Annotated in this window: 27 protein-coding genes and 1 tRNA gene; 20 read left to right on the top strand and 8 right to left on the bottom strand. The window is 68.4% G+C overall.

Features of this window, described 5'->3' with window-relative positions:
- Positions 1–34: 34 nt before the first annotated feature.
- Positions 35–1,252: a sensor histidine kinase gene (locus ABD324_RS26055; protein WP_344422460.1), complete on the bottom strand. Its 1,218-nt coding sequence runs from the start codon at positions 1,250–1,252 to the stop codon at positions 35–37.
- Positions 1,249–1,923: a response regulator transcription factor gene (locus ABD324_RS26050; RefSeq protein WP_344422457.1), complete on the bottom strand. Its 675-nt coding sequence runs from the start codon at positions 1,921–1,923 to the stop codon at positions 1,249–1,251. The genes ABD324_RS26055 and ABD324_RS26050 overlap by 4 nt, the downstream gene beginning before the upstream one ends.
- A 334-nt stretch (positions 1,924–2,257) precedes the next feature.
- Here ABD324_RS26050 and ABD324_RS26045 point away from each other — a divergent pair, with 334 nt between their 5' ends.
- From ABD324_RS26045 to ABD324_RS26035, 3 genes are all read left to right on the top strand, one after another.
- The gene (locus ABD324_RS26045; protein WP_344422454.1) at positions 2,258–2,614 is read left to right on the top strand and encodes an STAS domain-containing protein; all 357 of its coding nucleotides are present in this window, start codon (positions 2,258–2,260) and stop codon (positions 2,612–2,614) included.
- 175 nt (positions 2,615–2,789) lie between these two features.
- Positions 2,790–3,356 (top strand): DUF1707 SHOCT-like domain-containing protein, encoded by a 567-nt coding sequence (locus ABD324_RS26040; RefSeq protein WP_344422451.1) that lies wholly within the window; start codon positions 2,790–2,792, stop codon positions 3,354–3,356.
- Positions 3,357–3,475: 119 nt separating this feature from the next.
- Positions 3,476–4,240, top strand: coding sequence for a phosphatase PAP2 family protein (locus tag ABD324_RS26035; RefSeq protein ID WP_344422448.1), 765 nt, complete (start codon positions 3,476–3,478; stop codon positions 4,238–4,240).
- A gap of 60 nt (positions 4,241–4,300) precedes the next feature.
- Here ABD324_RS26035 and ABD324_RS26030 read toward each other — a convergent pair whose 3' ends face one another.
- Positions 4,301–4,723, bottom strand: a complete 423-nt coding sequence (locus ABD324_RS26030) for an SRPBCC family protein (RefSeq protein WP_344422445.1) — start codon at positions 4,721–4,723, stop codon at positions 4,301–4,303.
- 527 nt (positions 4,724–5,250) lie between these two features.
- Here ABD324_RS26030 and ABD324_RS26025 point away from each other — a divergent pair.
- The 5 genes from ABD324_RS26025 to idi all read left to right on the top strand — a co-directional run bounded on the left by ABD324_RS26025 (position 5,251) and on the right by idi (position 9,116).
- The gene (locus ABD324_RS26025; protein ID WP_344422442.1) at positions 5,251–5,898 is read left to right on the top strand and encodes a HemK2/MTQ2 family protein methyltransferase; all 648 of its coding nucleotides are present in this window, start codon (positions 5,251–5,253) and stop codon (positions 5,896–5,898) included.
- Complete coding sequence (locus ABD324_RS26020; RefSeq protein WP_425565901.1) at positions 5,891–6,094, top strand: CDGSH iron-sulfur domain-containing protein; 204 nt, start codon at positions 5,891–5,893, stop codon at positions 6,092–6,094. Before ABD324_RS26025 ends, ABD324_RS26020 begins: the two co-directional genes overlap by 8 nt.
- Positions 6,088–7,044, top strand: a complete 957-nt coding sequence (locus ABD324_RS26015; protein WP_344422439.1) for an iron-containing redox enzyme family protein — start codon at positions 6,088–6,090, stop codon at positions 7,042–7,044. The genes ABD324_RS26020 and ABD324_RS26015 overlap by 7 nt, the downstream gene beginning before the upstream one ends.
- A 122-nt stretch (positions 7,045–7,166) precedes the next feature.
- Entirely contained in the window at positions 7,167–8,132 is a 966-nt protein-coding gene (locus tag ABD324_RS26010) for a ferritin-like domain-containing protein (RefSeq protein WP_344422436.1), read from the top strand.
- 429 nt (positions 8,133–8,561) lie between these two features.
- Positions 8,562–9,116, top strand: a complete 555-nt coding sequence (gene idi / locus ABD324_RS26005) for an isopentenyl-diphosphate Delta-isomerase (protein ID WP_344422432.1) — start codon at positions 8,562–8,564, stop codon at positions 9,114–9,116.
- Positions 9,117–9,126: 10 nt separating this feature from the next.
- Here idi and ABD324_RS26000 read toward each other — a convergent pair whose 3' ends face one another.
- The 4 genes from ABD324_RS26000 to ABD324_RS25985 form a co-directional block, all read right to left on the bottom strand.
- Entirely contained in the window at positions 9,127–9,540 is a 414-nt protein-coding gene (locus tag ABD324_RS26000; RefSeq protein WP_344422429.1) for a sigma-70 family RNA polymerase sigma factor, read from the bottom strand.
- A complete protein-coding gene (locus tag ABD324_RS25995) occupies positions 9,537–9,860 on the bottom strand; it encodes a WhiB family transcriptional regulator (RefSeq protein ID WP_344422426.1) in 324 nt (107 codons plus the stop codon). The genes ABD324_RS26000 and ABD324_RS25995 overlap by 4 nt, the downstream gene beginning before the upstream one ends.
- Positions 9,861–9,969: 109 nt before the next feature.
- A complete protein-coding gene (locus ABD324_RS25990) occupies positions 9,970–10,893 on the bottom strand; it encodes a MerR family transcriptional regulator (RefSeq protein WP_344422424.1) in 924 nt (307 codons plus the stop codon).
- 91 nt (positions 10,894–10,984) lie between these two features.
- Positions 10,985–11,674, bottom strand: coding sequence for a DUF4383 domain-containing protein (locus ABD324_RS25985; RefSeq protein ID WP_344422421.1), 690 nt, complete (start codon positions 11,672–11,674; stop codon positions 10,985–10,987).
- A 1,203-nt stretch (positions 11,675–12,877) separates the two neighbouring features.
- On the opposite strand from ABD324_RS25985, the gene ABD324_RS25980 reads away from it, so the two are divergent.
- From ABD324_RS25980 to ABD324_RS25945, 9 genes are all read left to right on the top strand, one after another.
- Positions 12,878–13,019: transfer RNA gene (locus ABD324_RS25980), tRNA-OTHER, on the top strand.
- Positions 13,020–13,180: 161 nt separating this feature from the next.
- Positions 13,181–13,966 (top strand): tyrosine-type recombinase/integrase, encoded by a 786-nt coding sequence (locus ABD324_RS25975; RefSeq protein ID WP_425565900.1) that lies wholly within the window; start codon positions 13,181–13,183, stop codon positions 13,964–13,966.
- Between the two features lie 126 nt (positions 13,967–14,092).
- Positions 14,093–14,335 (top strand): hypothetical protein, encoded by a 243-nt coding sequence (locus ABD324_RS25970; RefSeq protein ID WP_344422415.1) that lies wholly within the window; start codon positions 14,093–14,095, stop codon positions 14,333–14,335.
- 188 nt (positions 14,336–14,523) lie between these two features.
- Positions 14,524–14,913: a BRO family protein gene (locus ABD324_RS37390; protein WP_425565903.1), complete on the top strand. Its 390-nt coding sequence runs from the start codon at positions 14,524–14,526 to the stop codon at positions 14,911–14,913.
- Between the two features lie 638 nt (positions 14,914–15,551).
- Positions 15,552–19,148, top strand: a complete 3,597-nt coding sequence (locus ABD324_RS25965) for a hypothetical protein (protein ID WP_344422412.1) — start codon at positions 15,552–15,554, stop codon at positions 19,146–19,148.
- Positions 19,149–19,299: 151 nt separating this feature from the next.
- Positions 19,300–19,506, top strand: a complete 207-nt coding sequence (locus tag ABD324_RS25960) for a helix-turn-helix domain-containing protein (RefSeq protein ID WP_344422409.1) — start codon at positions 19,300–19,302, stop codon at positions 19,504–19,506.
- 571 nt (positions 19,507–20,077) lie between these two features.
- Entirely contained in the window at positions 20,078–20,425 is a 348-nt protein-coding gene (locus ABD324_RS25955) for a hypothetical protein (RefSeq protein WP_344422406.1), read from the top strand.
- A 15-nt stretch (positions 20,426–20,440) separates the two neighbouring features.
- Positions 20,441–21,196: a hypothetical protein gene (locus ABD324_RS25950; RefSeq protein WP_344422404.1), complete on the top strand. Its 756-nt coding sequence runs from the start codon at positions 20,441–20,443 to the stop codon at positions 21,194–21,196.
- Positions 21,197–21,875: 679 nt separating this feature from the next.
- Positions 21,876–22,643: a hypothetical protein gene (locus ABD324_RS25945; RefSeq protein ID WP_344422401.1), complete on the top strand. Its 768-nt coding sequence runs from the start codon at positions 21,876–21,878 to the stop codon at positions 22,641–22,643.
- Between the two features lie 810 nt (positions 22,644–23,453).
- Here the strand turns inward: ABD324_RS25945 and ABD324_RS25940 are convergent.
- Positions 23,454–23,648 (bottom strand): helix-turn-helix domain-containing protein, encoded by a 195-nt coding sequence (locus ABD324_RS25940; RefSeq protein WP_344422398.1) that lies wholly within the window; start codon positions 23,646–23,648, stop codon positions 23,454–23,456.
- Positions 23,649–23,767: 119 nt separating this feature from the next.
- On the opposite strand from ABD324_RS25940, the gene ABD324_RS25935 reads away from it, so the two are divergent.
- The 3 genes from ABD324_RS25935 (at position 23,768) to ABD324_RS25925 (ending at position 25,186) form a co-directional block, all read left to right on the top strand.
- The gene (locus ABD324_RS25935) at positions 23,768–24,394 is read left to right on the top strand and encodes a hypothetical protein (protein ID WP_344422395.1); all 627 of its coding nucleotides are present in this window, start codon (positions 23,768–23,770) and stop codon (positions 24,392–24,394) included.
- Between the two features lie 64 nt (positions 24,395–24,458).
- Positions 24,459–24,839, top strand: coding sequence for a hypothetical protein (locus ABD324_RS25930; RefSeq protein WP_344422392.1), 381 nt, complete (start codon positions 24,459–24,461; stop codon positions 24,837–24,839).
- 89 nt (positions 24,840–24,928) lie between these two features.
- Positions 24,929–25,186, top strand: a complete 258-nt coding sequence (locus ABD324_RS25925; RefSeq protein ID WP_344422389.1) for a hypothetical protein — start codon at positions 24,929–24,931, stop codon at positions 25,184–25,186.
- Positions 25,187–25,261: the final 75 nt, after the last annotated feature.

The raw sequence follows: 25,261 nt of genomic DNA, 5'->3' as shown, positions 1-25,261 counted from the left end.
ACGAGCGGACGACCGCAATCGTCGCCGTCGTTTCTCAGAGGTTCCTTGGAGCACCGGCCGGCAGCGTGAGGCGGAACCTCGCCCCCGCCCCGCCCGGCACCAGTTCGACCCGGCCACCGTGGGCCGCCGCGATCTCCGCGACCAGCGCGAGCCCCAGCCCGTAGCGGCGCCGGCCGGGGTCGGAGGGCCGCCCACCCGTGGCGAACCGCGCGAACAGCCGCGGTGCCAGAGCGGGATCGACGCCCTCGCCGTCGTCGTGCACCTCGAGCACGCCCGGGGCGCGCACCGCGACCGTCACGGTGGCCCGCGCGTGCCGGACGGCGTTGTCCGCCAACGCCGTCAGCGCGCGGCGCAACGCTGCGGCCGAGCCCACGACGACCACCGGTGCGGGGGCGTCGACGCGCAGGACGATCTCGTGACCGTCCGCGTCCGCCTCCGCGGCGGCCACCACCTCCGCCGCCAACGCGGCCAGGTCGACCGGCTCGCGGGGCCGGTCTGCCAGCGGGTCCGCGGCGAGCAGCAGGTCCTCCAGGATCGCGGCCAACCGTCCGCTGTCGGCGACGATCCCCTCGACCTCACCGAGCACGGTCGCGTCGGCACCCGGATCGCGGTACAGCCGGCGGCGCAGCAGCTGGGCACGGGTGCCGAGCAGCGTGAGCGGGGTCCGCAGCTCGTGGCCGGCGTCCGCGACGAAACGACGTTGCAGCGCCAGGGACGCCGACAGCGGACGCAACGCCCGGTACCCGAGCCAGGTGCCCGCGGCTCCGGCCAGCAGCAGCCCGGCCAGCCCGGTCGCGAGCATCGTGGTCAGCAGCCGGTTGCGGCCTGAGTGGTTCGCCGTGAGGTCCAGGACGGCCTGCACGGTCGTGCCGTCGGCCCGGCGTTCGGTCGCGATCTCGTACTGGACGTCGTCGACGTTGCGTTCCACGGCCGGCGGGTCCCCACCGGCCGCCGCGGCGTCGAGCGCCGCCGTGTCGGCCACGGCGCCGGGCAGCCCGGAGGTCGCGTCGGTGCGACCGGCCGGGTCCCGCGTGATCAGCCACATGCCGGCGGGTGGGTCGTCGACATCGTCCGCGCGGGCGATCGCCCCGTCCAGCTGGTCGGTGACCTGAGCCTTCTGGGCGCCGACCAGCACGACGACCGCCACCCCGGTGAGCACCACGACCAGCAGCGCGGCGACCCCCGCGGCCTGGATCCCGAAGCGCACGGCGGCCCGGCGGGCGAGCACCGCCTCCCCGGCCGGCGGGCTCACCCGGCACCGAGCCGGTAGCCGCGGCCCCGCACGGTCTCGACCACCCCGCGGCCGAGCTTGCGCCGCAGGTAGTGCACGTAGGTGTCCACGACGACCGGGTTGCCGGCCTCGGGGAACGCCAGCGCGAGCAGGTCGTCGCGGCCGAAGACCTGCCGCGGGCGGCCCGCGAGCGTGGCCAGCAGGTCGCACTCGCGCTCGGACAGGGCGACCCGGCCGGATCCGGTGACGACCTCGCGGGCGTCGAGATCCAGCCGTCCCGCCGCGAGCGGCAGGGTCCGGGCCGTGTCCAGGTGACGGCGGCGCAGCGCGCGGAGCCGGGCGAGGAGCTCCTCAACGTCGAAGGGCTTGGCCAGGTAGTCCTCGGCGCCGGCGTCGAGGCCCGCGACCCGGTCCGCCGGATTGCCGAGCGCCGAGAGGACCAGCACGGGCACGGTGATCCCGCTGCGCCGCAGCCGGGCCAGCAGGTCCAGGCCCTCCACCGCCGGCAGCCCGCGGTCGAGCACCGCGACGTCGTAGCCGCGGGTCAGGCCGTAGTGCAGACCGGTGTGCCCGTCCGCGGCCACATCGACCTCGTAACCCTCCTCGGCGAACAGACCGGCCAGCATCGCCGCCAGCTGCCCCTCGTCCTCGACGAGCAGCAGCCGCGGCCGGCCCGCGGGATCGGCGCTCACGGGGCACATCATCACCCTCACCGCCGGTTCCGCCGCGGTGAGCCCGCACCGGAGCCGGCCGGTCACGAAGGTGTAACGGAGCCGGACGGCCGGTCGATAGACCCCCGGTGACACGCTGCGCGTGACCGCGACGGTGATCGGCGGATCCCTCCCTGCTCCACAGGGCGACCGGGTGCCCGACGACACCGAACGCTCCGCACTCCACGCCTGACCGGGCACTCCGCGCAGCACGCGGGCCCCGGGGCCCCATCCTGCCCCGCCGGCCGTCTCCGGCCGCCGTCGAACGCCGGCCGGAGCACCTCGCACTCGCCACCGCGAACGGAGGGACCCATCGATGAGCTGCACGGACACCGACGACTCCGGGTCGTTGACCACGCAGGTCGAGCATCATCCCCACGCCGTCGTCGTCCGCGTCGCCGGCGAGATCGACCACGCCACGGTCGGTCGCCTGACCGCGGCGACGGACGCCGCCGGCCCCGGAACCCTGCTGGTCCTGGACCTGACCGCGGTGCGGTTCCTCGGCTCGGTCGGCCTCGCCGCGCTCATCACGGTGCGGGACCGCATGCGGGCCGGCGGCACGGACGTGCGCCTCGTGGCCGGGGACAACCGGACGGTGCTGCGCCCGCTCGAGCTGACCGGCCTGCTCCCGGAGTTCACCGTGACCCGCGAACTCGGGCAGGCGCTTCCGTAGCGGGCCATCCGCGCGTGTCGGCCGCGACCGGATCCCGACACCGTCGCTCTCGGCCTGCGCCGGCATCCGGGCGTCCGAGGGCCCTCGGAAAGCCACACCTGCAGGTTGCGCTCCTCCGCCGCCGGAGCGCACTCTGCTCACCCCGGACCTGGCGGTCGCGCGCCGAGGTGCCGGCATGCCGGCCCGGACGGAGGAGGCCCTGGTGACCCTGCTCGATCCCGCCGTCCCCCCGACCCGCGAGTCCCCGCAGGCCGGTGAGCCGATCACGCCGACCGGGGACCGACCGCCCGACGGGACACCCCCGGCCGGCCTGCGTCTGCGCTGCTCGGACACCGAGCGGGAGCGGACCGCCACGGTGCTCCAGGCCGCCGTCGGCGACGGCCGCCTCACCGTCGACGAGCTCGAGGAGCGCCTCGACCGGACCTACCGCGCCCGGTACCGCGACGAGCTGGCCGCCGAGGTCGCCGATCTCCCCACACCCGACCCGGAGCCGTCGCGCGGCTGGGCGGGGGTCGCCGAGGCGGCGTTTGCGCAGCTCCGGACCGAGGCGGCGATCCTCAGCGGGTTCGTCCCGGCCGATCCGCGCCGACGCCTGCTCGCCCTGCTGATCCTCGTCGGCCCGGTGCTGGTGCTGTGCGCCGGCGCCGCACTCGCCCTCCACGGCCTGCTCGATCCGTCCTCCCCCGGGCCCCCCTTCGGCCACGGCCGCTTCCACGGACCCGGCCCGGCCTTCCCGGGCTGAGCCCGGCACCGTCGGGGCCGGGTTCTTGCCGTCACCTCACCTCTGCCTGGGGCTCCGATCATCGACCGCGCCCTACCGTCGGCGGGGTCGCCGGCCGGCGACGGGAACGGAGTGCGCCGATGAAGTACGCCGACCTCGCGCAGTGGGTCAGCCTCGGGCTGTTCGCGGCCTGGCTCGCGGTGGCGGCCCTCGGCGTCGCCGGCCGGCGGCCACGGCTCTCCCCGTCGGTCCTGCGGGGCACCGGCCTGGTCGCGGCCCTGCTCGTGCTCCAGTCCTGGGTCGTCGACGCGGTCGCCGACCCGGACGGCCTGTCCGCGGCCGACGAGCCGTTGCTCGCCTGGTTCGTCGACCACCGCTCGCCCGGGGCAACCGCGGTCCTGCGGGTCGTCACCGATCTCGGCGGCACGCTGGGGATGGCGGCCCTCACCGCGGTGACGGCCGTCGTCCTGCTGGTGCGCCGACACCTCCGCGAGGCGGTCGTCGTGGTGGTCGCCGGCATCGGGGCCGGCGTGCTCGTCGCCGGCCTCAAGAGCCTCTACGCCCGCCCGCGCCCGCCGCTGGCCACCCGGCTCGTCGTCGAGACCAACCCGTCCCTGCCCTCCGGGCACGCCCTGAGCTCCGCCGTCGTGGTCGGCATCGTGGCCGCGGTGCTCGTCGCCCACCTGCCGCGGCTGCGGGCCGTGGTGACCGCCATCGCCGCCGCGGCGGTGCTCGCGATCGGCGTCAGCCGCCTCTACCTGGGCGTGCACTGGCTCACCGACGTCCTCGACGGCTGGCTGGTCGGGGGCGCTTGGCTGACGCTCTGTGTTCTGGCGATGCGGGCGGCGCACACCGTGCCGGAGCGTTCGGCAGCCGTGGAGGTCTCTCGGGCCTCGCTGCCGTGATCGTCGGCCGGGACAGCCACCACGACCGGCGGGCCGGCCCGCCGCGTGCGCCGTGAACGGTCACGGACCCTTTCCGAGCTCACGCTGGATGCCCTCGACGGTCTGCCGCCCGAGCTTCTCGAACTCCAGTTGCATCAGCGGTGCGGCCAGCTTCGCCGCGCCGTGCAGCTCGACCGTCGCGTCGTAGGTCACCTCCGTGCCGCCGGCGACGGCGACCACGGTGATGACGTCTGTCGCCGTGGCGGTCTTGTTCTCTCCGACCAGCCGGACGGTGGTGTCGTCGAGGTGCTCGAGGCGATAGTCGAGCTCGGTGTCCGAGCCGAGGATCTTGGAGGTGTTGTGCCAGGTAGCGCCCACCCGCACCGGACCGGCGTCGGTACGCACACAGGACACGGTCCCCGGGTCCCAGGCCTCGGCATTGGTGAAGTCGGCGAGGTAGGCGATCGCCTCGTCCGGCTGCGTGGCGACCGTGAAGGTACGCACCACGTGAACCATCAGGCGTCCCCCTCGTCGTCTCGTGGACCGTCGCCGAGACGGCCCACCGGACGCAGATCCGACTCCGGGTCGTCCTCACGATCGTCATCGGGCAGGCGGTCAGCCAAGTCGGACCGGCCAGGCGGCTCATCGCGGCGGTCCTCGGCGTGGCGCTGTTCCGGTTCAGGGTTCCGGTCGTCTGTCACACCGTGTGGTACCCCGGCGGATCGGGACCAACCGCCCTGCGGATCCTGGGCTGCGGGGTTCGAGTCGCGGACCCCGGGTAGCCCGCAGGTGATGAGGCGAGTCGGGTTCAGCAGCAGCTCGGACATCGATCCCCCGAGGCGGCCGACCCGACACCTCCGAGTCTCCTCGGCCCGCCCCGGCTCTTCCGCTCCTGAGGCCGGCGGCCCGTGGCGGACCGGCCGGCCTCGCCGCGGCAGGTGCTGTGGAGCTCGACCCACCCGCGACCACCTGGCCGTCTCGACCACGGCAGGGATCACACCACCGACCGCACCGACCACCGGAGCTCAGCCGTGATCCTCCTCTGCCCGCCCGGGGTGTACCGGGCCCAGTCCGACACCGCCGTCCTCGCCGACCACCTGGCTCGCCACGCGGCCGGCCGCGACGTGCTCGACCTCGGTACCGGCTCTGGCGCCCTCACCCTCGCCGCCTGGCGGTCGGGCGCCGCGTCCGTCACCGGCGTCGACCTCTCCCGGCGGTCGGTGCTCACCACCCGGCTGAACTGTCGGCTGCGCGGCGCGGCCGTCCGCGTCCACCGCGGCGACCTGTTCAGCCCGGTGCGGGGCGGGCGGTTCGGGCTGATCGTGGCCAACCCGCCGTACGTCCCGTCGGAGACGGCCGTGCTGCCCCGACACACCGCGGGCCGCTGCTGGGACGCAGGTCCGGACGGCCGCGCCGTGCTGGACCGGATCTGCGCGGGTGCCGCCGACCACCTCACGCCGGACGGGCGGGTCCTGCTCGTCCACTCCGCGGTGTGCGGGGCGGAGGAGACGATCGACCGGTTCGCGGCGACCGGGCTCCGGGCGGAGGTCGTCGAGCGCGCGCGGATCCCGTTCGGGCCGGTCATGCGGTCACGGGCCGCCCTGCTCGAACGCCGCGGCCTGATCCCGCCCGGCGAACGGCGGGAGGACCTCGTCGTCGTGAAGGCCCGCCGTGCGTGAACCGACCCGGATGGTCCTGACCGACGAGGGTCCCGCCCTGGTCAGCGGACCGGTGGAGATCGAGACGCCGGACGGTGGTGTGGTCCGCTCCGACCGGCCCGTCACCGCCCTGTGTCTCTGCCGCCGCAGCCGCCGCTGGCCGATCTGCGACACCAGCCACCGCACCAAGGTCCGCGAGGGGGACCGACCGTGCTGATCCCGACCGCGCGCGGCCCCGTGTCCGAGGCGGTCGTCGAGGCCCTCCGCGGTGGCCCCGTCCGGCCCGTCGACCCCGATGACCCCTATGGCGACGACCTCCAGCTCGCGCTGCACTGCTGCTACGAGCTGCACTACCGCGGCTACCCGGGTGTGTCCCCGGACCTGGAGTGGGACCCGGCGCTGCTCACGCTGCGCCGCGAGCTCGAGCGGGCGTTCGTCTCCGCGCTGCGCGCCGACGTCCCCGCGGGCGACGACGTGGACGCCGAGGTCGCGGCCCTGCTCGTCGAACCCGTGGGGCCGCAGGTCCGCGGCGTCTCCCATCACCTGCACCGCGCGGGCGAGCTGTGGCAGCTGCGCGAGTACATCGTGCACCGGTCGATCTACCACCTCAAGGAGGCGGACCCGCAGGCCTGGGTGATCCCGCGGCTGTCCGGGCCGGCCAAGGCGGCCCTGGTGACCGTCGAGCACGACGAGTACGGCGGCGGCACTCCCGATCACATGCACTCCGCGCTGTTCGCGGCGATGATGCGCGAGCTCGGCCTCGACGAGGCCTACGGCGCCCACGTCGACCGGGTTCCCGCGCCGACGCTGGCCGAGGTGAACCTGATGTCGCTGTGCGGGCTGCACCGGGAGCTGCGCGGGGCATCCGTCGGGCAGTTCGCGATGGTCGAGCTGACCTCGTCTCCCGGCTCGGAACGACTGGTGCGCGGCATGCGCCGGATGGGCTGCGGCGAGGCCGCGATCCGCTTCTACGACGAACACGTGGAGGCCGACGCCGTGCACGAGCAGGTCGTGCGGCGCGGGGTCCTCACCCCGCTGCTGGAGGCGGAACCAGAGCTCGCCGCGGACGTGGTGTTCGGGATCCGGGCGGCCCTGCACCTGGGCGACCGCCTCGGCGAGCACCTGCTCGGTTGCTGGGAGCGCGGGGAGAGCAGCCTGCGCCCGTGAGAGGTGCGTGCGCTCACATCGCGGTGTAGCCGTCCGGTCACCCGGGCACCCGGTGGACGCGGCCGGGAGACCCGAGACCGAGGTCCCGTCACCGCCCCCGACTTCGTCCGGAAGGACCACGCATGAGCACCACCGCCGTCATCGCCCAGCTCCGTGCCCTCGAGCACCTGACCCGCAGCGAGATCGCCCTCGCCCGCACCCGCACCACGCAGGCCCGCACCGACTCCGTCCGCACCGAGCTGGAGGGCAACGCCCGCAAGGCCGAGTCGCGTTCCGAGGCCATCGGGGCGGCACTGCGGGATCTCGACGCCGTCCCGGACGTCGTCGCACCGATCGTCGGCTGGGCGATCACCCTGGCCAAGAGCACCGGCGAGCAGGCGCAGCCGATCGACGAGGCACTGCTCGGCGATCTCGCGCTCGAGCACCAGATGGCCGATCGCGCCCGCTACCTGCTCGCGCTCACCCGCTCCGGCCCCACGTCCGTGCACCGGCTCGCCGAGCGCCTGGTCCGGGCGCACACCGAAACCATCGCGTGGCTGGAGACCGTGCTCGCCGAGGAGGCTGTCGGCGGCCCGACCTCGCTCCGCCCGACCCCGCTGCAGGCGGTCGCCGCCGGTGTGACGATGGTCGCGCGACTTCCCGTCCGGCTCACGGTCGGCGGCGTGAACCGCGCGGCCCACGAGGTCGCCCGCGCGGGCCGCGGCGTCCAGGACCGCCTGGGCCGCACCGGAGACCGGCTCGGCCGGGTCGCGTCCGAGAGCCGGGACGTGGTGAGCACCGGCGTCACCACCGGGTTCGACGCCGCCGCGAAACGCGCCGAAGCCGTGTCCCGCAGCGGAACCGCGAGCGACACCGCGCACGCGGTGCGCCGCGAGACCGGGTCGTTGAGCGCCGCCGAGCTGCCCGTGCGGAACTACGACGGGCTCTCCGTCGCCGACGCGAGCATCGCGGTCCGGAAGCTCACCGAGCCTGCCGACCTCCGCGCGGTCGAGGCCTACGAGCAGCGCCACAAGAACCGCACCGGGGTGCTGACCTCGGTGCACGAGCGGGCCGAGGTCCTGGCGAAGGCCGCAGCCGGGCTGCGCTGAGCCCTGGTGGCGCTGCACGTGGCGCCACGGCGGCGACGAGCTCGACCTCCGCCCCGACCGGCCGGGGCGGGGCGACGGCCCGGTCCAGGTCGACCGCGGCCTGCGTCTCCCCACCTCGACGGTGACGCCCTGGCTCGCGTTGGTCGTGCCGCCCGGGATGCGCTCGCGGATGCACCGAACGCGCGGGGCGGTTGTCGGGTGGGGGCCACCCGCCGATCCCCCACCCACGCATCGGCGCCGGCCCGCGTTGCCCGCCGCGCTCCCCGGGCCTAGCGTCACGGCGGAGCATCGCTCGCCCTACGCCCCGGACTCCCGGCGTGGTGGACCACCACCCGTCTCGAGAACCACGGCAAGGGGACCGACCATGCCCGAACGCACCCCGCCCACCCTCCGCCGGTCCGGACCGGACCGCTCTCGCGGCGGTGCCACGTGACCACCGGCGAGCAGGTCGTGCTGCTCGATGCGGACGGCCGGCCCGTCGGCACCGCCGACAAGTGGACCGTCCACGGGTCCACGACACCGCGCCATCTCGGCTTCTCCTGCTACGGCTTCGACGCCCGCGGCCGGGTGCTGGTCACCCAGCGCTCGCGCCTGAAACGGGCCTTCCCCCTGGCCTGGTCGAACACGTGCTGCGGCCATCCGGCCCCGGGTGAGTCCCCCGAGGACGCCGCCCGCCGCAGGCTGCTCCACGAGCTCGATGTCGCCCCCGTCGACCTGCGGATGGTGGTGCCGGACTTCGCCTATCGGGCGTCCTCGGGCGGCATCGAGGAGAACGAGCTCTGCCCGGTGCTGGTCTGCCGGGTCGACGGCGTGCCGCACTCCCGGCCCGACGAGGTCGAGACCTGGCAGTGGTGGTCCTGGGGACATCTGTGCGACGAGGCCGCGGCCCCCGACTCCATCCTGTCGCCCTGGGCCCGGCTGCAGGTGCCGATCCTGGCCGCGTCCGGGCAGGTGGAGCTCCTCCTGGACGTCGCGCTCCACTGAGAGCGCCCCGTCACGGCGGCGGTGCCGTCGCCCGGCGCACGGCGGCGAGCAGGAGGTCGAGCGCCCCGGCCGACCGTCCGTCGCCGGCCGCGGAGGACCAGACGTCCTGGTAGATCCGCTCGACCAGCAGGTCCGCGGTCCGCGCATCGGGTGTCGCCGCCCGGGCCAGGGCGTACGCCAGGGCGATGGTGCGGTCGTAGAGCCGGCCGAAGGCCGGCACGTCCCCGTCGGCGGCCGCCCGGAGCAGCCGGTCGAGCTCACCCGCCTCGCCCGGCCGGAAGTAGCGGGGAACCCGGTCCGCGGGACCGCGCCCGGTCCGCGGCCGGACCCGGCCCGTTCCCGGATCGCGGGCGCCCTGCGGCACCCGCCGTCCGGACGACCGGCCGTGCCGGTCGCCGAGGTCCGGGCCCTCGCGGCTAGTCACCGCACTCGGTGGAGCGAGTGGCGCGGCAGGCGCGGCCCGTCCTCGCCCGGGCCCCGGACGATCGCCGCCCGCTCGGTCTCGGTGAGGCCGCCCCAGACCCCGTACGGTTCGCGCACGCTCAGCGCGTGCGCCCGGCACTCCCGGATCACCGGGCACATCCGGCAGATGCTCTTCGCCCGGGCCTCACGGACGGTCCGGGCCGGGTCGCGCTCCCGCTCCGGGTGGAAGAAGAGATCATCGCCCAGCTCGCGGCACGACCCCTGCACCTGCCAGTCCCAGACCTCGGTGACCGGGGTGGGAAGCCTACGAATGTCTGCCATGTCGACCCTCGACTCGTCGGAGAACTCCGATCGCCGAGGGTCCGGGGCGACGACGACCACCGTACCGTGCCCGGCCGTCCGGTGGACAGGCTGTGAAGCGCTTTTCGGGTCAGGAGACGAACGGGGTCGGGACCAGCGCCGCCAGGGCCTCGGCGAGCGAGCCCACCCGGTGCGCGGTGGGCGGCAGGGTCTGTCCCTGCCATCCGGGTCCACCCAGGACGATCGGCACCGGCGGCCGCCGCGGGGGCAGTCGTGCCAGGTCCCCGGCCCTGGCGGTGGCCGCGTCGTGCGCCCAGACGAAGACCCCGCACGGGGCGAGCCGGCGGGCCGCGGCGGCGAGCGCCTCGGCCGGCACGGACGCACCCAGGATCCGGCTGGGGCAGCCGAGCTCGGCCAGCGCGGCGGCGAGCGCGAACAGGGGCAGGTCGTGCTGCTCGGTGTCCGGGCAGGCGAGCAGGACCGGCGGGGAGCCGTCGCCGGGGTCCCGACCCACCGTCACCGCCTCGAGAGCGGCCCGCACGCACACGGTGAACAGGTGCTCGACGTCGACGCAGGTTCCGTGGTGTTCGAAGCGCTCGCCGAGCTCGACCAGCACGGGCAGGATCGACCCGGTCCAGGCCGCGACGACCCCGTCCCCGGTCACCGCGCGGGCGAGCAGCGACTCGACGGCGGGCTGGTCGAGGGCCAGGGCCGCGGCGAGCAGCCGACCGGCCCGGGCGGGACGGCGCCCCGCCGGTGACGACCGGTCCGCGGGAGTTCCCCCGGGCGGGGCGGAGGCCGGATCGGCCGAGACGCGCGCCGCGTCGGCCGCGAGCATCCCGGAGAGCATCAGGCGGCGCATCCGGCCCAGCCGTTCGAGGTCGCCCGCCAGGTAGCGGCGATGGCCGCCCGGCGTGCGCCCGGAGGGACCGAGGGCGTACCGGCGCTGCCAGGTGCGCAAGGTCGCCGGGGCCACGCCGAGCCGGCGCGCGACCCACCCCGTCGAGTACCCGGGCTCGCCGGGGCTCACGGGGCCGTCCGGCTCCGGGTCCATCCGCGCATCGTCGCCGATGGGGTCAGCCGCCGCGCGTCGCGGGGCCCGGCCCGTGCTCGATGCCGCCGTCCCTGCGGGGCCGCCACGGCGGTCAGGTCGGCGGGTCCGGCCGGCCGGCGGCCCGCCATCCGGCGACCCGGTCGCCTGCGCTCCGGGATCCCGCGGCCGCGTCCACGCCGCGTTGCTGGGCCGGTGTCGCGTCCACGCGCACCGACGCCCGCTCCGCCTCGGCCAGCTCGCCGGTGGCGATCACATCCAGGGGATCCGTGACGGCCGCCGGGCCCGGATCGCCGGGACCGCCGCCTTCCGGGTGGCGTTCCTGCTGGTAGGGGTTGTCGTCCGGGAGCCGGCCGGTGAACCGTCCGTAGGCGCCCAGGATCACGAGGACGCCACCGGCGACCAGGCTGAAGATCACGTTCGACATCCGGAACGCGAGCACGTTGAGCCCGGTGTTCAGGACCAGGACGTTGCCGATCCCGGACAGCATGAACGCGATCCCCACCACCACGGTGACCGTCGAGGACGACCGGCCGCCGCGGATCGCGGCCAGGATCAGGACCGCCCCGACGACGAGCGAGATGATCGACAACAACAGGTTGGACGACAGCCCGAGCACCGACTGCCCGCGGATCGAGAAGACCCCGATCCGGTTCACGATCCCGGTGATCGCGAAGGCCCAGAGACCGAGGCCGAGCACGAGCGCGCCGACCCGGTGCAGGGCGTCGAGATGGCGGAACGAGTCGCCCCACGAGGACCGGTGGGCCTCGAGGCGGCGGCTCACCGGACCCTCCCGCGCAGGTGCCGGACCGCCGCCCGGACGGCGAGCGCCGCGGGAAGCGCCGAGGCAGCGGCGCCGAGCGCGACCAGCCACGACCGCCGGGACGGCCCGGACAGCCCCCCGGGAACGGGCGCGACCGGGCGCTGCCGGCGACGACCCGCCCCAGGCGGCTCTCGCCGGTGCCCAGCGCGGCCACGGGGCCGCGCGGGCCGTACACAGCCACGAGGATCCCGTTGGCGGCCAACAGGTCCCCGGTCCGGTTCCTGCCCGGCGCCGCCGCCAGCAGCACGGGTCGCGGGGAGTCGACCCGCAGGCTGTGTCCGCGGCCGCGGACCGTGGCGGTGGTCGACGATCCCCGCGTGGTCGTCAGCTCGACCAGGAGGTCGGCGTCGACCAGCAGCCGCCCGGGGCCGGTCACGGTCCCGGCCCGCTCAGCCACGGCCGAGGGAACCGGCATCGTCCTCGTCCGTCGTGCGGATCCTGATGGCGCCGTTGAGTTCCACGCGGCCCGCTGGGCGTCCGGGCCCGTCGTCCGGGGCACCTCGACGGACAGGTCGGCGAAGTCGTACTCGATCGTGGCGCCCTTCCCGGTGAGGGAGGACCACAGCTCCTTGCCCATCTCGGTGACGTCGGTGGTGCCTCTGCGGATCGGTACCGGTGTCGGTGGTCATGGGACGCTCCTCGGACGGGGACGGCGTAGCCGGGCATCGGGTGGCGAACGCCCCGCGTGCACGTCGAACGACGCGGTTCACGACAGGGCCGGGGCCCGCCCGGCGGCGCGACGGAGGCGATACACCGGGGATCAGGGGCGTAGGGGCGGACCCGAGCGGGTTCGCTCACCGAGTATGGAACCGGGTCAGGAACGCGGCAACTCGACCACAGGGCGGCTCCCCCGCTCCTCCGGGAGCCGGTGGACCTCCCCCCGAGGGCGGCCCGGGAGCCCGCGGGATCGGTGCCCTGACGGCTCACTCACCACTCGACAACCCGCGGGACCGTAGCCCCGGCGGTTCCGGCTCGTTGTCCTCCCAGGAACGCCGTCGTTCGGGGGTACTGCAGATGGTCCTGGTGATCCTGGTCGTGGCCGCGGTGGTGCTGGCCGCCGTCGCGGGCGGAATGGTCCCGACCTCGAGGTCGAGAACCCGCCGCACCCAGCCGACCCGCCTCCCTGCCAAATCGCGGACGCGAGCCCGATAACCTGGGCCGGCCGGGGCAGTAGCTCAGCTGGTCAGAGCAGCGGACTCATAATGCCCGGAACCACTTAGGACTCTGAAATCCGTTGTGGCACAACGGAATCACGCTTAGCGACGTACTAGCGGATTCTGGAACCGCAACGTACTTTGCCCCGCCATGGGCAAGAGACCTAAGCCTGAGCCGCTAGCTGAGGCCCCTCGCGGGGCTCTGGATCTAGTCGAGCTGGCGGACCTACTCCCGGACTGGCGGCGACACCTGATCGCCCGAAACCGATCACCCCGAACCGTGGCGTCGTACCTGGAGGCGGCTGAGCGCTTCGTGAGCGAGCACGACGGGCCGCCGGACCGTGCGGGCCTGGAGACCTACTTTGCTGCCTTCACGGGCAGGGTGAACCGTAGGACGGGCAAGCCGCTCAGCCCCGCCTACGTGGCGAGGCACTACCGCTCCCTCCAACAGCTCTACCGATGGCTGGCAGCCGAGGAGATCATCACGGAGACCCCGTTCGGGCGCATGAGCGCCCCGCACGTTCCTGAGAAACCGGTACCGGTCCTGAGCGACACGCAGCTAAGGAGACTGCTGAGCACATGCAACGGGCGGGACTTTGACGCCGTGCGGGACACGGCTCTCATCCGGTTCCTGATCGACACTGGGGTACGCGTTGCTGAGCTGTCGCACATCGAGGTAGAGGGCCTGGACTTCACGACCGACGTCGCTACCGTCCTGGGGAAGGGACGGCGGCCCCGAACCGTGCCGTTCGGAGTTAAGACGGGCGAGGCGCTAAGGCGCTACCTAAGGGCCAGAAAGCGGCACTCGATGTCCAATACGCCTTACCTCTGGATCGGCCGTAAGGGCTGGATGACCGATCAGGGCATCCGGGAAGCCTTGCTTAGGCGCGGCCATCAGGCAGGCTTAGGCCGGATCTATCCGCACCAACTACGCCACACGTTCGCTCACCGTTGGTTAGCCGCCGGGAACGGTGAGACTGACCTTATGCGCTTAACCGGATGGCGTAGCCGGGACATGCTTAGCCGCTACGCAGCGAGTGCTGCCGATGAGAGGGCCAGGGAAGCTCACCGAAGAGCAGGCTTAGGGGATCGCCTTTAGCGTTACCGGAGGTCACGTCCATCCATCGCGTATCGCGATACATGACCGCTGTTAAGCTCAGCGGATTTCATCGGGAAATTCTCGCCGGACGGCACAACCTTTCAGCCCGCTGATCGTCCTACTAGTGTGGAGAACGAATCGGGCGTGATCGCCGTTGTGGAGCTTGACGGGTACATGCTGGTTTCTGCGGTGAGGTCCCCGGAGGGACCGGCCGTGATGACGTCGCCCTACGTCGACTGGGAGGACGAGTGCATGCGCCCGGTACGTGAAGCGGTCGAGGGCCTGGAGCCCATCGAGCACGGGGAGACTGACGATCCCCGATTCATCGGCGGGTACTTTGAATACACGCTGTACGGAAAGCCTCAGTGATAGCCATTACTGGCTCTGAGAGGCCCGCTGAGCGACTTTCTGTCATTCCGTGGGTAAGGACACCAGGGAATACGTACAGTTGAAATGATGCGGTTCCACGGTTCGGGGGCCGTGGTTCCTGCTGACGGAGGACCCGGAAGGGTACGACCCGGATAGCGGCTTAACGCCGCTCTCTCGACGTCGCCAAGCTGCTCGGCTACCGGGAGACCAGTGACGCTAAGAAGCACCTCAGTGACGGACAGTATAATACGGTGGATCGCCGTATTTGGGCTGACCTGCGGGGACGCGGCAAGGCGCCGTTGATCGTGACGGAGAGTGGTCTTTACCGCCTCATCATGCGGAGTAACCGGCCCGAGGCCGTCCGTCACTACCCGCTGACTGAGCTACGAAACGTAGCTCACTCCTCAGTATCCGCAGGTCAGACGGGTTCCATAACGATTCGTTCCGGAACCTCAGGTGAAGCCCGGTACGGGCTACCAGGCTTGAGACCTAGCTCACATCTCCAGGCCCTCGGTTCACCGATCGGCCCCAGTGACACCTATGGACAGGGTAGAGACACAAAGACTCTACCTACTTAAGGCGGCCCTCAAGGCCGCCCTACTTAGTAAGAGCGCCTTGAGGGCGCTCATAATTAAGCTACTCAGGACCGCTTGACAGCGGTCTTATTCTGAAATTAAGGGCCGCCCTAGAGCGGCCTTCTTTTATTTACCCATGTTCGTCATTCGTCATACGCAGAGGAGGTACCGATGACTGACACCTTTCGGTGTGGGCATGCCCGTAACCCGGCAAGCCCTCACGTAGTCCGAGACACCTACGGCACTCTTCGGTGCCTGCTGTGTCGACGCCGGTCGAACCGTCGAACCGCCAGGGCATGGCGCGCTAAGCGCCGATACCAGGAAATCGACTAAGCAAACTCTCCTGACGGACTCGTCCGCCACCCGTCAGGTTCAGCCGGGATGACTTGTTCCAGCCGGTCATCCCCGTGTGGCTACCAACCTGCTCCGGTAGTTGAGCGCGGTTCTCCTGGGCTCGCGCTCCTCAGGTCACCCCTTAGTCCCTGAGTCACACGTCAACGTCCCCTCAACCGTTCTCTGAGGGGCGGACCGGTTTGGCGACCGGTCCTTTGGTGCCCGGTCCTGTCCTGAATGCCTTTCTCGCAGGACCGGGCGCCTCCACTTCTACCAACGGCAATCGCCAATGCCGTTAGGGATTAAGAATGAGTTCTCCAGGCGGAACAGAAGTAGGCCGCGTATCGATTAAGGTTGTTCCGGATACCTCTGGTTTTCGGCGACAGCTCCAGGCGGCCCTTACGGGCCTACCTGACGTCACCATCAATGCTGAGCTTGATGCTCAGGGCCTCCGTCAGAAGGTCCAGGCCGCCGCTGCCGCAGCAGGCGCGGGGGTCAACGCTGAGGTAGGCGTTGACGTCGACCGGGGCGCTCTCGCCCAGGTGGGCAACACGATCCGCAACGCGCTTTCGAACGTCAACATGCCGGACTTCCTGGCGGGCGGTCGATCGAGCCTCGATCAGACGATGCGAAACGTTGTCGACAACGCCAACCGTATTCGCGCCTCCCTAGAGCGCGTCGCAATCGGCTTCCGTGAGATGACGAACAGTGCCGCGAACATTCGCGGCCACTTCCAGGGTCTCCAGTCGGCCGCTGGTCGTGTCGGTTCTGCAATTCGTCGTATCGGAATGCCCACGTTCGAACGTGACGTGATGAACGGCCAGACGGCCTTTCAGCGGTTCTCTCAGGCCGTCTACACGGGCCTGACCCGACTAGGCTCCGCTCTCGGTTCGGGGCTCTCTACGGCTTTCTCCGGGGTCGGAAGGGCACTTAACGGACTGGGTGAGGCTGGTTCCGATGCGTTCGGACAGCTTTCTCGTGGAATGTCCGGAGCGTCCAGGGCTGGCGGTGCCATCCTTGGCGTAGTAATGCAGGTAGTAATGGCCCTGGTTCAGGCCGGGGCCGTGGCAACGGTGATCTCGATTGCCGGGGCTGGAATCACCGCAGCGTGGGGCGCTGCCTCCGCTGCTATCGCGGCTGTACCCGCTGCTATCGGTCTACTCGCGGCTCCGATCGCTGCCGTCATGATCGGTATGGACGGCATTAAGGAAGCCGCCCGCACTCTGGCCCCTGAGTTCGACCGTCTCCAGACGGCCGTAGAACGGGCATTCGTGCGGGGCCTAACGCCCGCATTCAACACGCTTAGGGCCGTGTTCCCCGTTCTCCAGACGGGGCTAGTAGGAACCGCTACCGCACTCGGGACCGTGGCACAGGGCGTAGCCCGTGTGGTTGCCGAAGGTCCAGGGCTCGCAAATCTACAGGCCACGTTTGCGAACGTGAACGCCGCTATCACCGGCATGGGGCCGGGGATTAACGCGATTGTCGCCGGGTTCCTCCAGATCACGGCTCAGACTAGCGCTTTCGAGGCGCTAACCAATGTGGTCAACACGCTAGGCGAGTCCTGGCAGCAGTCGGTTCAGCAGATGACTGCGGGCGCTCGGGGTGCCACCGTATTCGACCAGGCCATGAAGGGCCTTGAGGGAACCCTGATCGCAGTAGGCCAGGGGCTTATTTCCCTGGTCCAGAACGGACTTACCCTCTTTGCGAATGCCGCACCTGGCATCAATGCGGTTATCGAGTCCATTACTGGATTCTTTAATCGGTTCGATTGGGCTGGACTAGGCGCCTCTGTAGGCGGCGTGTTCCAGGGTATCGCTGACGCTATCAATGCCGTACCGACGGCAACGATCACGGGTATTGAGCAGGCGTTCGCACGCCTGAGCGCGGTATTCCAGAATCCTGCGATTCAGAATGCCATCACGGCGCTGATTAACTCGCTGCCTTACCTCATCGACATGCTAGCCCGCCTTACGCAGGGATTCATCGCGTTCGCGGCTATCGCCATGGGCGTCATTCAGATCATTGACGGTATCGCTCAGGCTGCCGTCGGCCTCATCACGATGGACTGGGGCAAGATCACCGAAGGCACGCTTACGGCAATGCAGGGGTTCGACACCCTTAAGGCCGGTATCGATGCGTGGGGCGCTGACGTTAACGCGTCACTCGGTGGATTCGGTGCTCAGTGGGGGACGTCGCTAGGAACGTCCGTCACGTCTGCTTATTCGGCGGCACAGAATGCCGCTGCTACCGGCATTCCCGGACTCGTCGGAACCCTCCAGGCAAATAGCATGACCATGGCTGAGGCCATGGGCGTTCCGGACGCTGCCGCTGGTTCTATCCCGCCTCAGTGGCGTGATCTCACCGTTCAGACCGGTACTCAGGCTGCCGAAGGCATGAACGCTGGTGTTCCGGGGCTTGTAGGAGCCGCAGGGGCGCTGGGACAGGCAACCGCTCCGGTCGGTGACCTCACCGCGCCATGGGCCGCTGGTGTAGCTCCGATCCCTGGCACCGTTCAGACGGGCCTTGCTGACGTCCCGACCGTGGTTCAGGGGACCGTTGACGGCCTGGCCCCGATCGTGTCCGGGGCCTTCACGGGCCTACAGAGCTACGTGCTGGTCGGCACCGCTCAGCTAGCTCAGGGCGTCCGCGATGGTGGAGCGGCTATCCCGCTCGCTATTCAGGAAGTCTTCGGTACGCAGGCCGGGGCCGCGATCACTACGGCTATGACCGGGCTGAGTGCCCAGATCACGGCCGGAATGGCTGGGCTCGCTGCCCAGGTGACCGCAGGAATGCCGCAGATCACTACGGCTTTCCAGACTGGGTTTGATTCTGTCTCCACGCAGATGAATTCCAGTTTCACCCTGATCCTTAACGGTCTCACCGTGCAGATGGCATCTATGGCTACCGCCGTGACTATGGGAATGGCGACCGTACAGGCCGCATTCACCAATGGATTCGCGGTAATCACCCCGGCTGTTCTGGCAGGATTCACCGGTGCGGGCCTCGCTGCCCAGACCGGAATGCTCGCGATGCAGACGGCGGTAACGGTCGGAATGGCTGCCATTCAGGCTGCCGTGATTACCGGAATGGCGGCTGTGAATGCCGCTCTCGCAACCGGGTTCGTCTCGGCTGGAGCCGCTGCTATCGCCGCGATGGCTTCCATGGTCGCCGCCGTGGTCGCGGGTATGGCTCAGATGGTCGCTGCCGTCACGAGTGGCACCGGTCAGATGCAGGCGGCATGGGTCTCCGGTTGGGCCGCTATGCAGGCCGCGACACTGGCAGCAGTAGCCGCCATGGTTGCCGCTCTGACGGGCGGTATGGCTCAGGCGCTCGCTGTAGTCCAGTCCTCGATCGCTGCGATGGTCGGGGCTCTCCAGGCCGCTGTAGGCCAGTTCAGGGCCGCAGGCGCCAACATGGGCGCTGCTCTGGCAGATGGACTCCGCTCTCAGGCGGGGAACGTCAGGGCCGCTGCCGCTGAACTCGCTAACGCCGCTGCCGCTGCTACGGCTGCCGCTGCTCAGATCAGGTCCCCATCGCGTGTGTTCCTGCGACTGGGTCGCTACATCGGTCAGGGCTTCCGCATCGGTATCGAGCGTGAGACCTCTGGTGTGGTCTCGGCTGCTCACACGCTGGTCACTCGCATCACGCGAGTGTTCGACGGCATGGGCGGGATGGAAGTACGCACCACGCTTGTCCCGGACGTGGATAACACGTCTGTGCAGTCGGTTTCCCGTGTGGCAATCGGCAGTTATGACAAGCACATCAATTCGGATGATTACGGCTTCCGGGATGATGAGCGGCTTGCACACATCCTCGCAGGGATGGAATGGGCGGTAGACCTTGACCGCAACGGCCTTACGAGGATCGTGAACAGGGGAAATATCCGCCGTGTAAGGCGCGGATAGTCAGACCCCGGGCCTAGTCGACCCGGCTACTCAGGTACGTAGAAATCGACTAGAGGAAGCGGCACGCTCAGCTTCCTTATTGGGAGTCCCCGTCTGTAGTGGAAGCAGACGGGGCCTCTCTTTTTGCCCTTCGGAACAACTAGGAGTTGTAATGTTCGACTACGTCAGGGGTCCCAACCCTGACAAGATCACCGCTGCGATTAAGGCATCGGGGCTTAAGCAGAGTGAGATTGCAAAGCGCCTGAATATCACGCAGCAGGCTGTTTCCATGTGGGTTAATCAGGTACGCAGGCCCGCTCCGGGTCACGTGGTAGCCCTGGCGGATCTATTCGGTATCGACATGTGGGATCTCATGTGACGGAGCCGACTGAGGCAGAGATCAGGGAAGACGTCCGGCGACTAGCTCAGGCTGGAGCTGATATCGCTATTGAGCGCGGATTCTATGAGGACAAGGCCGCTCAGTACATGGTGGGCCTGGTCGCCGGTCTATTCCAGGCCGTACTAAGCGGAGGTCAGGGCCTCCCTTCCCGAGACACTTACACGCCTGCTCACAAGATGGCAGACGTTCTGAACCTAGTACCGAAGATTGGAAACTAAGAAATGAAGATGCAGAACTTCCGTATTGAGGCCACGTTCGGTGGCGAGCCTGTGGTCATTGTTGGTTGGGTTGAGCGGTCCGAAGAGCTTAGCGGCCTCTGGCCTGTCGTAGTCAAGCTCAGCAAGCCGGGCGAGCCTTTCGTTGTGGCACGTGATGCCCTGAGTGGAATCGGGGTCCCTAATGACTGACCGACTGAATGAGACGGTTGCAAACTTCGGGCCTGGAGCCCGGCTAGCAGTAGCCCGGAAGCCTAAGCCTCAGGAGCTTAGGCCCGAAGGCACGCATGACTTTGAAGCAATGATCGCAGAGATTCGCCGAACGAATAGCAAGGATGACGAAGATGGCGAGTGAGCTAACCGACTACCTGACAGGAATTCTCAATGGATCGATCGTCCATGAGGACCATCGGCAGGTAAAGGACTCTACTAATGGGGAGGACCCGGCTGAGGTTTTCGGCCGTCTGCTGGTACATCAGCTTGGTTGGGCCGCTGCTGAGGGAACCGATCAGTTTGAGTCCGGAGGCGCGGTCCCGCAGCCTTCCCCGGCGTACGACCGAACTCAGGGATTCGGTTCGGACATGAATCCCGCTCAGCGCAATGAGCTAATGAGCCGAATTGATCCTGAGGGCTACGCAGCTATTGAGCTTAACCGCAAGATTAACGAAGTTCTCGACCGCTAATAGGAGTAAGTAGTAATGAGCTACACCGCAAATGCAAGTACTGTAATTAGGGCCCTATCGCGGGCCGGTATCGAGGTACCGGACGCCGTAAAGGATCAGCTTGAGCAGAACGCACTCACGGTGACCGTGCCAGACACGGAGGCTGCTGAGGCGATGGTAGCCGCCGCTACGAATCAGGATGAGCTTGACGCTGCCGTCATGGCGCTATTTCAGGCGACTTCGGTAGCGGACGTGGATTCCACCCGCGTATCCCGGAAGGTCCGTGAGGTTCGATCCCGTGCCCTGCGTGCTGCTCTGGACCCTGTGATTCCTGATCTCTATGAGGTCGTGTGCCAGCGGTACAACAGTGCCGCAGAGCCCTTCACGGAGGCTGTGAGCCTCATTCCCGACCTGACTGGGGTATCGCCTGCCGATGTCTCCCCAGAGGTATCACAGGCGCTTACAGGCGCCCGTACGGCTGCCGCTGAGCTTAATAGCCTGCTGGGCCTTTACCAGGCCCTCCAGAAGCTTGAGGCGTCCGACCAGACCGGTTGGCGCCCGGACGATGGGGTCAAGCTCACTTCCGCCGCCGCGCTGGTCGGTCAGCTCGGTGAGTTCAACTCCGATGAGGAACAGAGCAACGCTGTTCACCTGGTGAATGGGTACGCGCGAAAGCGCACCGACCTATCCCTTACGGCCCTTGCTCCACACGTCGGGGTTCTCCGTACCGGAGGGCGCCTGGACCTAGTGACTCCCAATGTAGCTAAGGCCCGTCAGCTCGCAGCCGTTTAACTCAAGGGGTGAATAGCAAGGCGTGAGCTAGCGCAGGGGTGCGGTAGCACATGTCAAGACTAGAGCTTGAGCCCTGAGGTTCTGGAGAGTTTGAATACTCGAATGGAATCTCAGGGCTTTGGTATTTGTCTTTATTGCTTTGAGCTTGAGTGAATAAGCTTAAGAAGCAAAGGCATTGAATGCCTTGCTGAACCTCAGGCTGAGGCTGAGCACACAATGGTCAGACAGGATCAGTGATTAGTGCTCGAATACCAGCCAGCCTTACCGCTCGCAGATTAAACCACCTCAAGGGGTTGACAAATCGCCGACCCCCAGGGGGAGTTGCCTCTCCCGGCGGGGGCATGACCGGCCCGTAATGCGGATGCCTGGATTTGTACGGGTTTTTGTAGTCTCTGTTAACTATTGGACACTTGCAAGGAGCACGATGCTGGCCTCGATCGGTGTGGCCTTCGGCACATGCCATGGAATCTCAGCTCCGCTACTCATTCTGGTAATGGGATTCGCGGGCTACCTAATTGGAGCACGGTACTAATGGAAAAGAAGCCGCCATCCCCGCTTGACATGCCCCGGCGCCCGAAGTGGCGCCTTGAGACCGTCCGAATGGTCGGCACTAGAAGTGTGCCCGCTCAGGGCGTGACCGAACTAAACCGTATTACCGCGAAGAACAGGACCACTACGAATGACCGACCGACTAGCTAAGCAGTCTGAGCTACGCAATCGCGTAGAACAGGAAAGGCCGGATCTCTTCGGAGATGAGCGAGCCCTTAAGTGTCTCCGGGACATCGTCAACAGTGTCAATGGCGATACCGGGCGGGTCGAGACCACGGCACGACTGCTAGCGATGGGCAATGCGGGCCTGAGCGAGCCTGAGGTCAGGGCTCTCACAGATGAGATGGTTTCGAGTGGCATTGCCTACTTCGAGGGTGGCCTCTGGATCTCGCCGGACTACTGGCCGCGTGAGGGTGTAACGGTTGGTGACACCCCTAAGGCTGCCGTCGCAGAACACGACACCAGGGGGTCTGACCAGGGTGTAGCGAATCGCGACACCCCTAAGCTTGGAGCTAAGCCTAAGCGAGCGCCGATGACCGGCGTTGAGACCAGGGTTCCGCTGGACCAGAACGATCACATGTGGTCGATCATCAACCCGGACGCTCTTAGCGGTTCTGCTCAGCACGTCGCGATGGTCGCCAACATGGAGCTAGGGGCCGCCGCCGGTAGGCGTGGTGTGCCGTTCGGCCAGGTCGAACGGGAGCTGACTGACGCTTACCTCGCCATGAAGGCGGGACTAGGCGAGTCCACGGTCTACCGGGCGATGAAGGCCGTAGTGAAGGCTGGGTATCTCGTCCGGACCGACAACGGGAAGGGCGGCCGGAACAACACGAACAGGGCCACGTACCGCGCCGTGATCCCGGCGTGGGTGAATCCCTACGGGAAGCCGACACCCTAAACTATGTCAATTTAACATAGTTGATTTGACCTACACTCTCTAAGAAGACTCTCTCAGAAGGAAGAACAGGGAACGGTCTCCTTCTCAGGTCGGAGACCTTATCCTCACACTATCCGCAGAGCGAAGGAACGGAGCGACTTGAAGAGGGGATACTATGTCATTTTGACATAGTTTAGGACTGGCCTGGAAACCATGTCGATTTGACCTAGTTTGCCTCTGGAAACCAGGCTCTGGACTCCCGCTCTACGATGCTCTGGTGAGCGACTTGCTGAGGCTCAGATGCCAGGACCCCGCCACCCTGTCGGAGGCGGAGCTCCGGAGGGCCGTAGCCCGCGTGGTGGACGACCGTGCCGCTCTGGGGCCTGAGCGCATGTCCCGCCTGCTCCGTGCTGGCAGAGACCGGCTGGGCCTCGACTGGAAGGCCCTGAGTGACCTCAGCGGCTACCCGCTGCCTACTACGTTCAGCTTGACCAGGGCTGCCCGGAATCCTCGCTGAGCTTCCCCGTCGCTTTCGGCGACGTCAGTCCTGCACGGGCGCGGCAGGGTCCGCGACTTACCAGCGGACCCGCGCCCGACATGCCAGGCTCGCGGACCCTGGTGTGTCCGTGCTGCCCTTGTGGGCCGGAAGTGTCGGGGGAGCGGAACCCCCCGTTGCAGAGGTATCGGTTAAGCCTTAGAGGTGTCCGGAAACGAGACACCCTGCCTATATCAGGCGTCGCGAATCGCGACACGTGGACTGACCTGCGGAAACAGGTTAATTCCGTCGCGCTACACGACGGAAATCCCAATCCAACAGAACGAATCGTTCTGTCAGCCCTGTCCGCTCTCGGTTAGCTGGCGGACCTGTTCTTGTAGGTCTTCGAGGTCCCATCGGTCCTGGCCGCCGATCGTCTTAGCTTTCGGCTTGACCTTCCCGGCTCTGGACCAGCGCCGCAGCGTCTCCCCGGACACGCCAAGGGCCGCCGCTGCCTCAGCGGTCCTGACGAGGGGGCGATCACCGGTCACTCCGGCATGTTTGCACACCGGGCCTCCGACCAGCCGGAACGTGGGACTTGTGGGAGTTGTGGGAGTTCGTGCTAGCGTGTGGGTGTTGTGGGAGTTTGACCCGAGACCCTGGAGCCCCGATGCAGCACCACGAGACCCCTACCGCCCGCGCTCTCAAGCTCACCGTTCACATGGTGGCCGTCCTGTTCGGCTCGCACACCTTCGTGAACCGGGCTTCCCGTAAGGCCCTCGTGTCCCGTGGCCTGGCCGTGGTCGCCGGTAAGGGCATCACGCTCACCGACTCCGGTCGGCAGGCCGTGGACAAGATCGATGGTGAGGTGATGGATGAGCAGGCGCGTCGTGCTGCGGTGCTGAGTGAGTCCCATGCTGGGGCTGACTGCCCGATCCTCGCTCAGGGTGGTTGCCCGAAGTGCACGACCGTCACGCCTGAGATCACCGTCGAGCTTCCCTCCGGTGAGTCCCTGGCGATCCCGTCTGTGGTCCTGGACCAGGACGACGAGAGCCCGGTCCCGGTTCCTCGCACCACCCGTGCCCGTGACGTGAAGCCGGGCATGACGATCGGCCTGGTCGAGCACGACGCACCCATGCGTGAGGTCATCGTGACCGATGTCCGCTGGATCGGCTCTGAGGTCACCATCTCCGCCGGTTCGACCGTGGTCACCACGGAGGCCCTGACCCTGTTCCGCCTGCTCAACGATGGCTCCCTCTTTGAGTGTGAGGAGGTCCCGATACCGGTCGCTGTCTGATCCGTCCTGGACCTTCTACGCGCCCTCGCGCCAACCACACACCATCGAGAGGAACCGATCACTCATGAAGCTCTACCTGGACACCAATCGAACCAACCTGATCTTTTCGGGGAAGGTCATCCCGAAGGCTGAGTACGTCGAGCTGACCAACGGTGAGCGTCGCCGATCCGGCAACCAGGCTCACGACACCGCGCCCGACGGCGGGAAGGGCGCGCCCCTCTGGACTGTCGACGTCTTCCCGGACGACGACGAGACGATGCGTGCTGAGGCCCTGGGGGTCACCGTGGCTTCCTGGGATGAGCCGCAGGGCAAGAAGTGGCAGCCGATCAAGTTCGTGAACCTCAGGGCGAACGTGTACGTGGACCAGCGCTCCGGGCGCGCCGCCGTGTCCCTCCGTGCTGACGGGATCGAGGGCCAGGCTCAGCCTGCTCAGAAGGCAGCGTAACCGCCTCAGATCGATTCTGAGCCACTTTCTCGAATGCCCCGCCCTACTTCCCTGGGGCGGGGCGTTCTGTGCTTACCGGAGGAATGAGCGTGGATTTCATCTTGTGGTTGTTGTCCCTGGAGCCGTTCACCATGTCACTACTGTTCTGCTTCCTGATTCTTGTTCCCGTAATGGCGCTGGTCCTCCGTGACGAAGGTGAGCACCATCAACGCGGATTCATTTCCGGACTGCCAAAGCCGATTCCTTCCTCCCGGCACAGTCTGGAGCCGCTTACACCGACTGCCGAGCCGCTGGACCTTTCCAGGCATGACAACGTGGTCCCGCTGTTCGGTCGGCGGGCATCGTGAAGTGGCTCCGTCGAGAGCCGACCGCCGTAGACCTGGACTCCGCTGAGGCTCAGGCCCTCCGTGACGCATGGGACC

It is taken from the genome of Pseudonocardia ailaonensis, assembly GCF_039531635.1.
In the GTDB taxonomy this organism is placed as follows: domain Bacteria; phylum Actinomycetota; class Actinomycetes; order Mycobacteriales; family Pseudonocardiaceae; genus Pseudonocardia; species Pseudonocardia ailaonensis.
Note: the sequence above shows the minus strand (reverse complement) of the source record. Positions and strands in the feature narration are given on the sequence as shown.

Bases quoted from the DNA above. Each gene is read 5' to 3' on its own strand.
- ABD324_RS25995 (WP_344422426.1), bottom strand. From the start codon at position 9,860: ATGGCAGACATTCGTAGGCTTCCCACCCCGGTCACCGAGGTCTGGGAC.
- ABD324_RS26010 (WP_344422436.1), top strand. From the start codon at position 7,167: ATGAGCACCACCGCCGTCATCGCCCAGCTCCGTGCCCTCGAGCACCTG.
- ABD324_RS25965 (WP_344422412.1), top strand. From the start codon at position 15,552: ATGAGTTCTCCAGGCGGAACAGAAGTAGGCCGCGTATCGATTAAGGTT.
- ABD324_RS25945 (WP_344422401.1), top strand. From the start codon at position 21,876: ATGACCGACCGACTAGCTAAGCAGTCTGAGCTACGCAATCGCGTAGAA.
- ABD324_RS25955 (WP_344422406.1), top strand. From the start codon at position 20,078: ATGACGAAGATGGCGAGTGAGCTAACCGACTACCTGACAGGAATTCTC.
- ABD324_RS26035 (WP_344422448.1), top strand. From the start codon at position 3,476: ATGAAGTACGCCGACCTCGCGCAGTGGGTCAGCCTCGGGCTGTTCGCG.
- ABD324_RS26040 (WP_344422451.1), top strand. From the start codon at position 2,790: ATGCCGGCCCGGACGGAGGAGGCCCTGGTGACCCTGCTCGATCCCGCC.
- ABD324_RS25990 (WP_344422424.1), bottom strand. From the start codon at position 10,893: ATGGACCCGGAGCCGGACGGCCCCGTGAGCCCCGGCGAGCCCGGGTAC.
- ABD324_RS25950 (WP_344422404.1), top strand. From the start codon at position 20,441: ATGAGCTACACCGCAAATGCAAGTACTGTAATTAGGGCCCTATCGCGG.
- ABD324_RS25930 (WP_344422392.1), top strand. From the start codon at position 24,459: ATGAAGCTCTACCTGGACACCAATCGAACCAACCTGATCTTTTCGGGG.
- ABD324_RS25960 (WP_344422409.1), top strand. From the start codon at position 19,300: ATGTTCGACTACGTCAGGGGTCCCAACCCTGACAAGATCACCGCTGCG.
- ABD324_RS26045 (WP_344422454.1), top strand. From the start codon at position 2,258: ATGAGCTGCACGGACACCGACGACTCCGGGTCGTTGACCACGCAGGTC.
- ABD324_RS25935 (WP_344422395.1), top strand. From the start codon at position 23,768: ATGCAGCACCACGAGACCCCTACCGCCCGCGCTCTCAAGCTCACCGTT.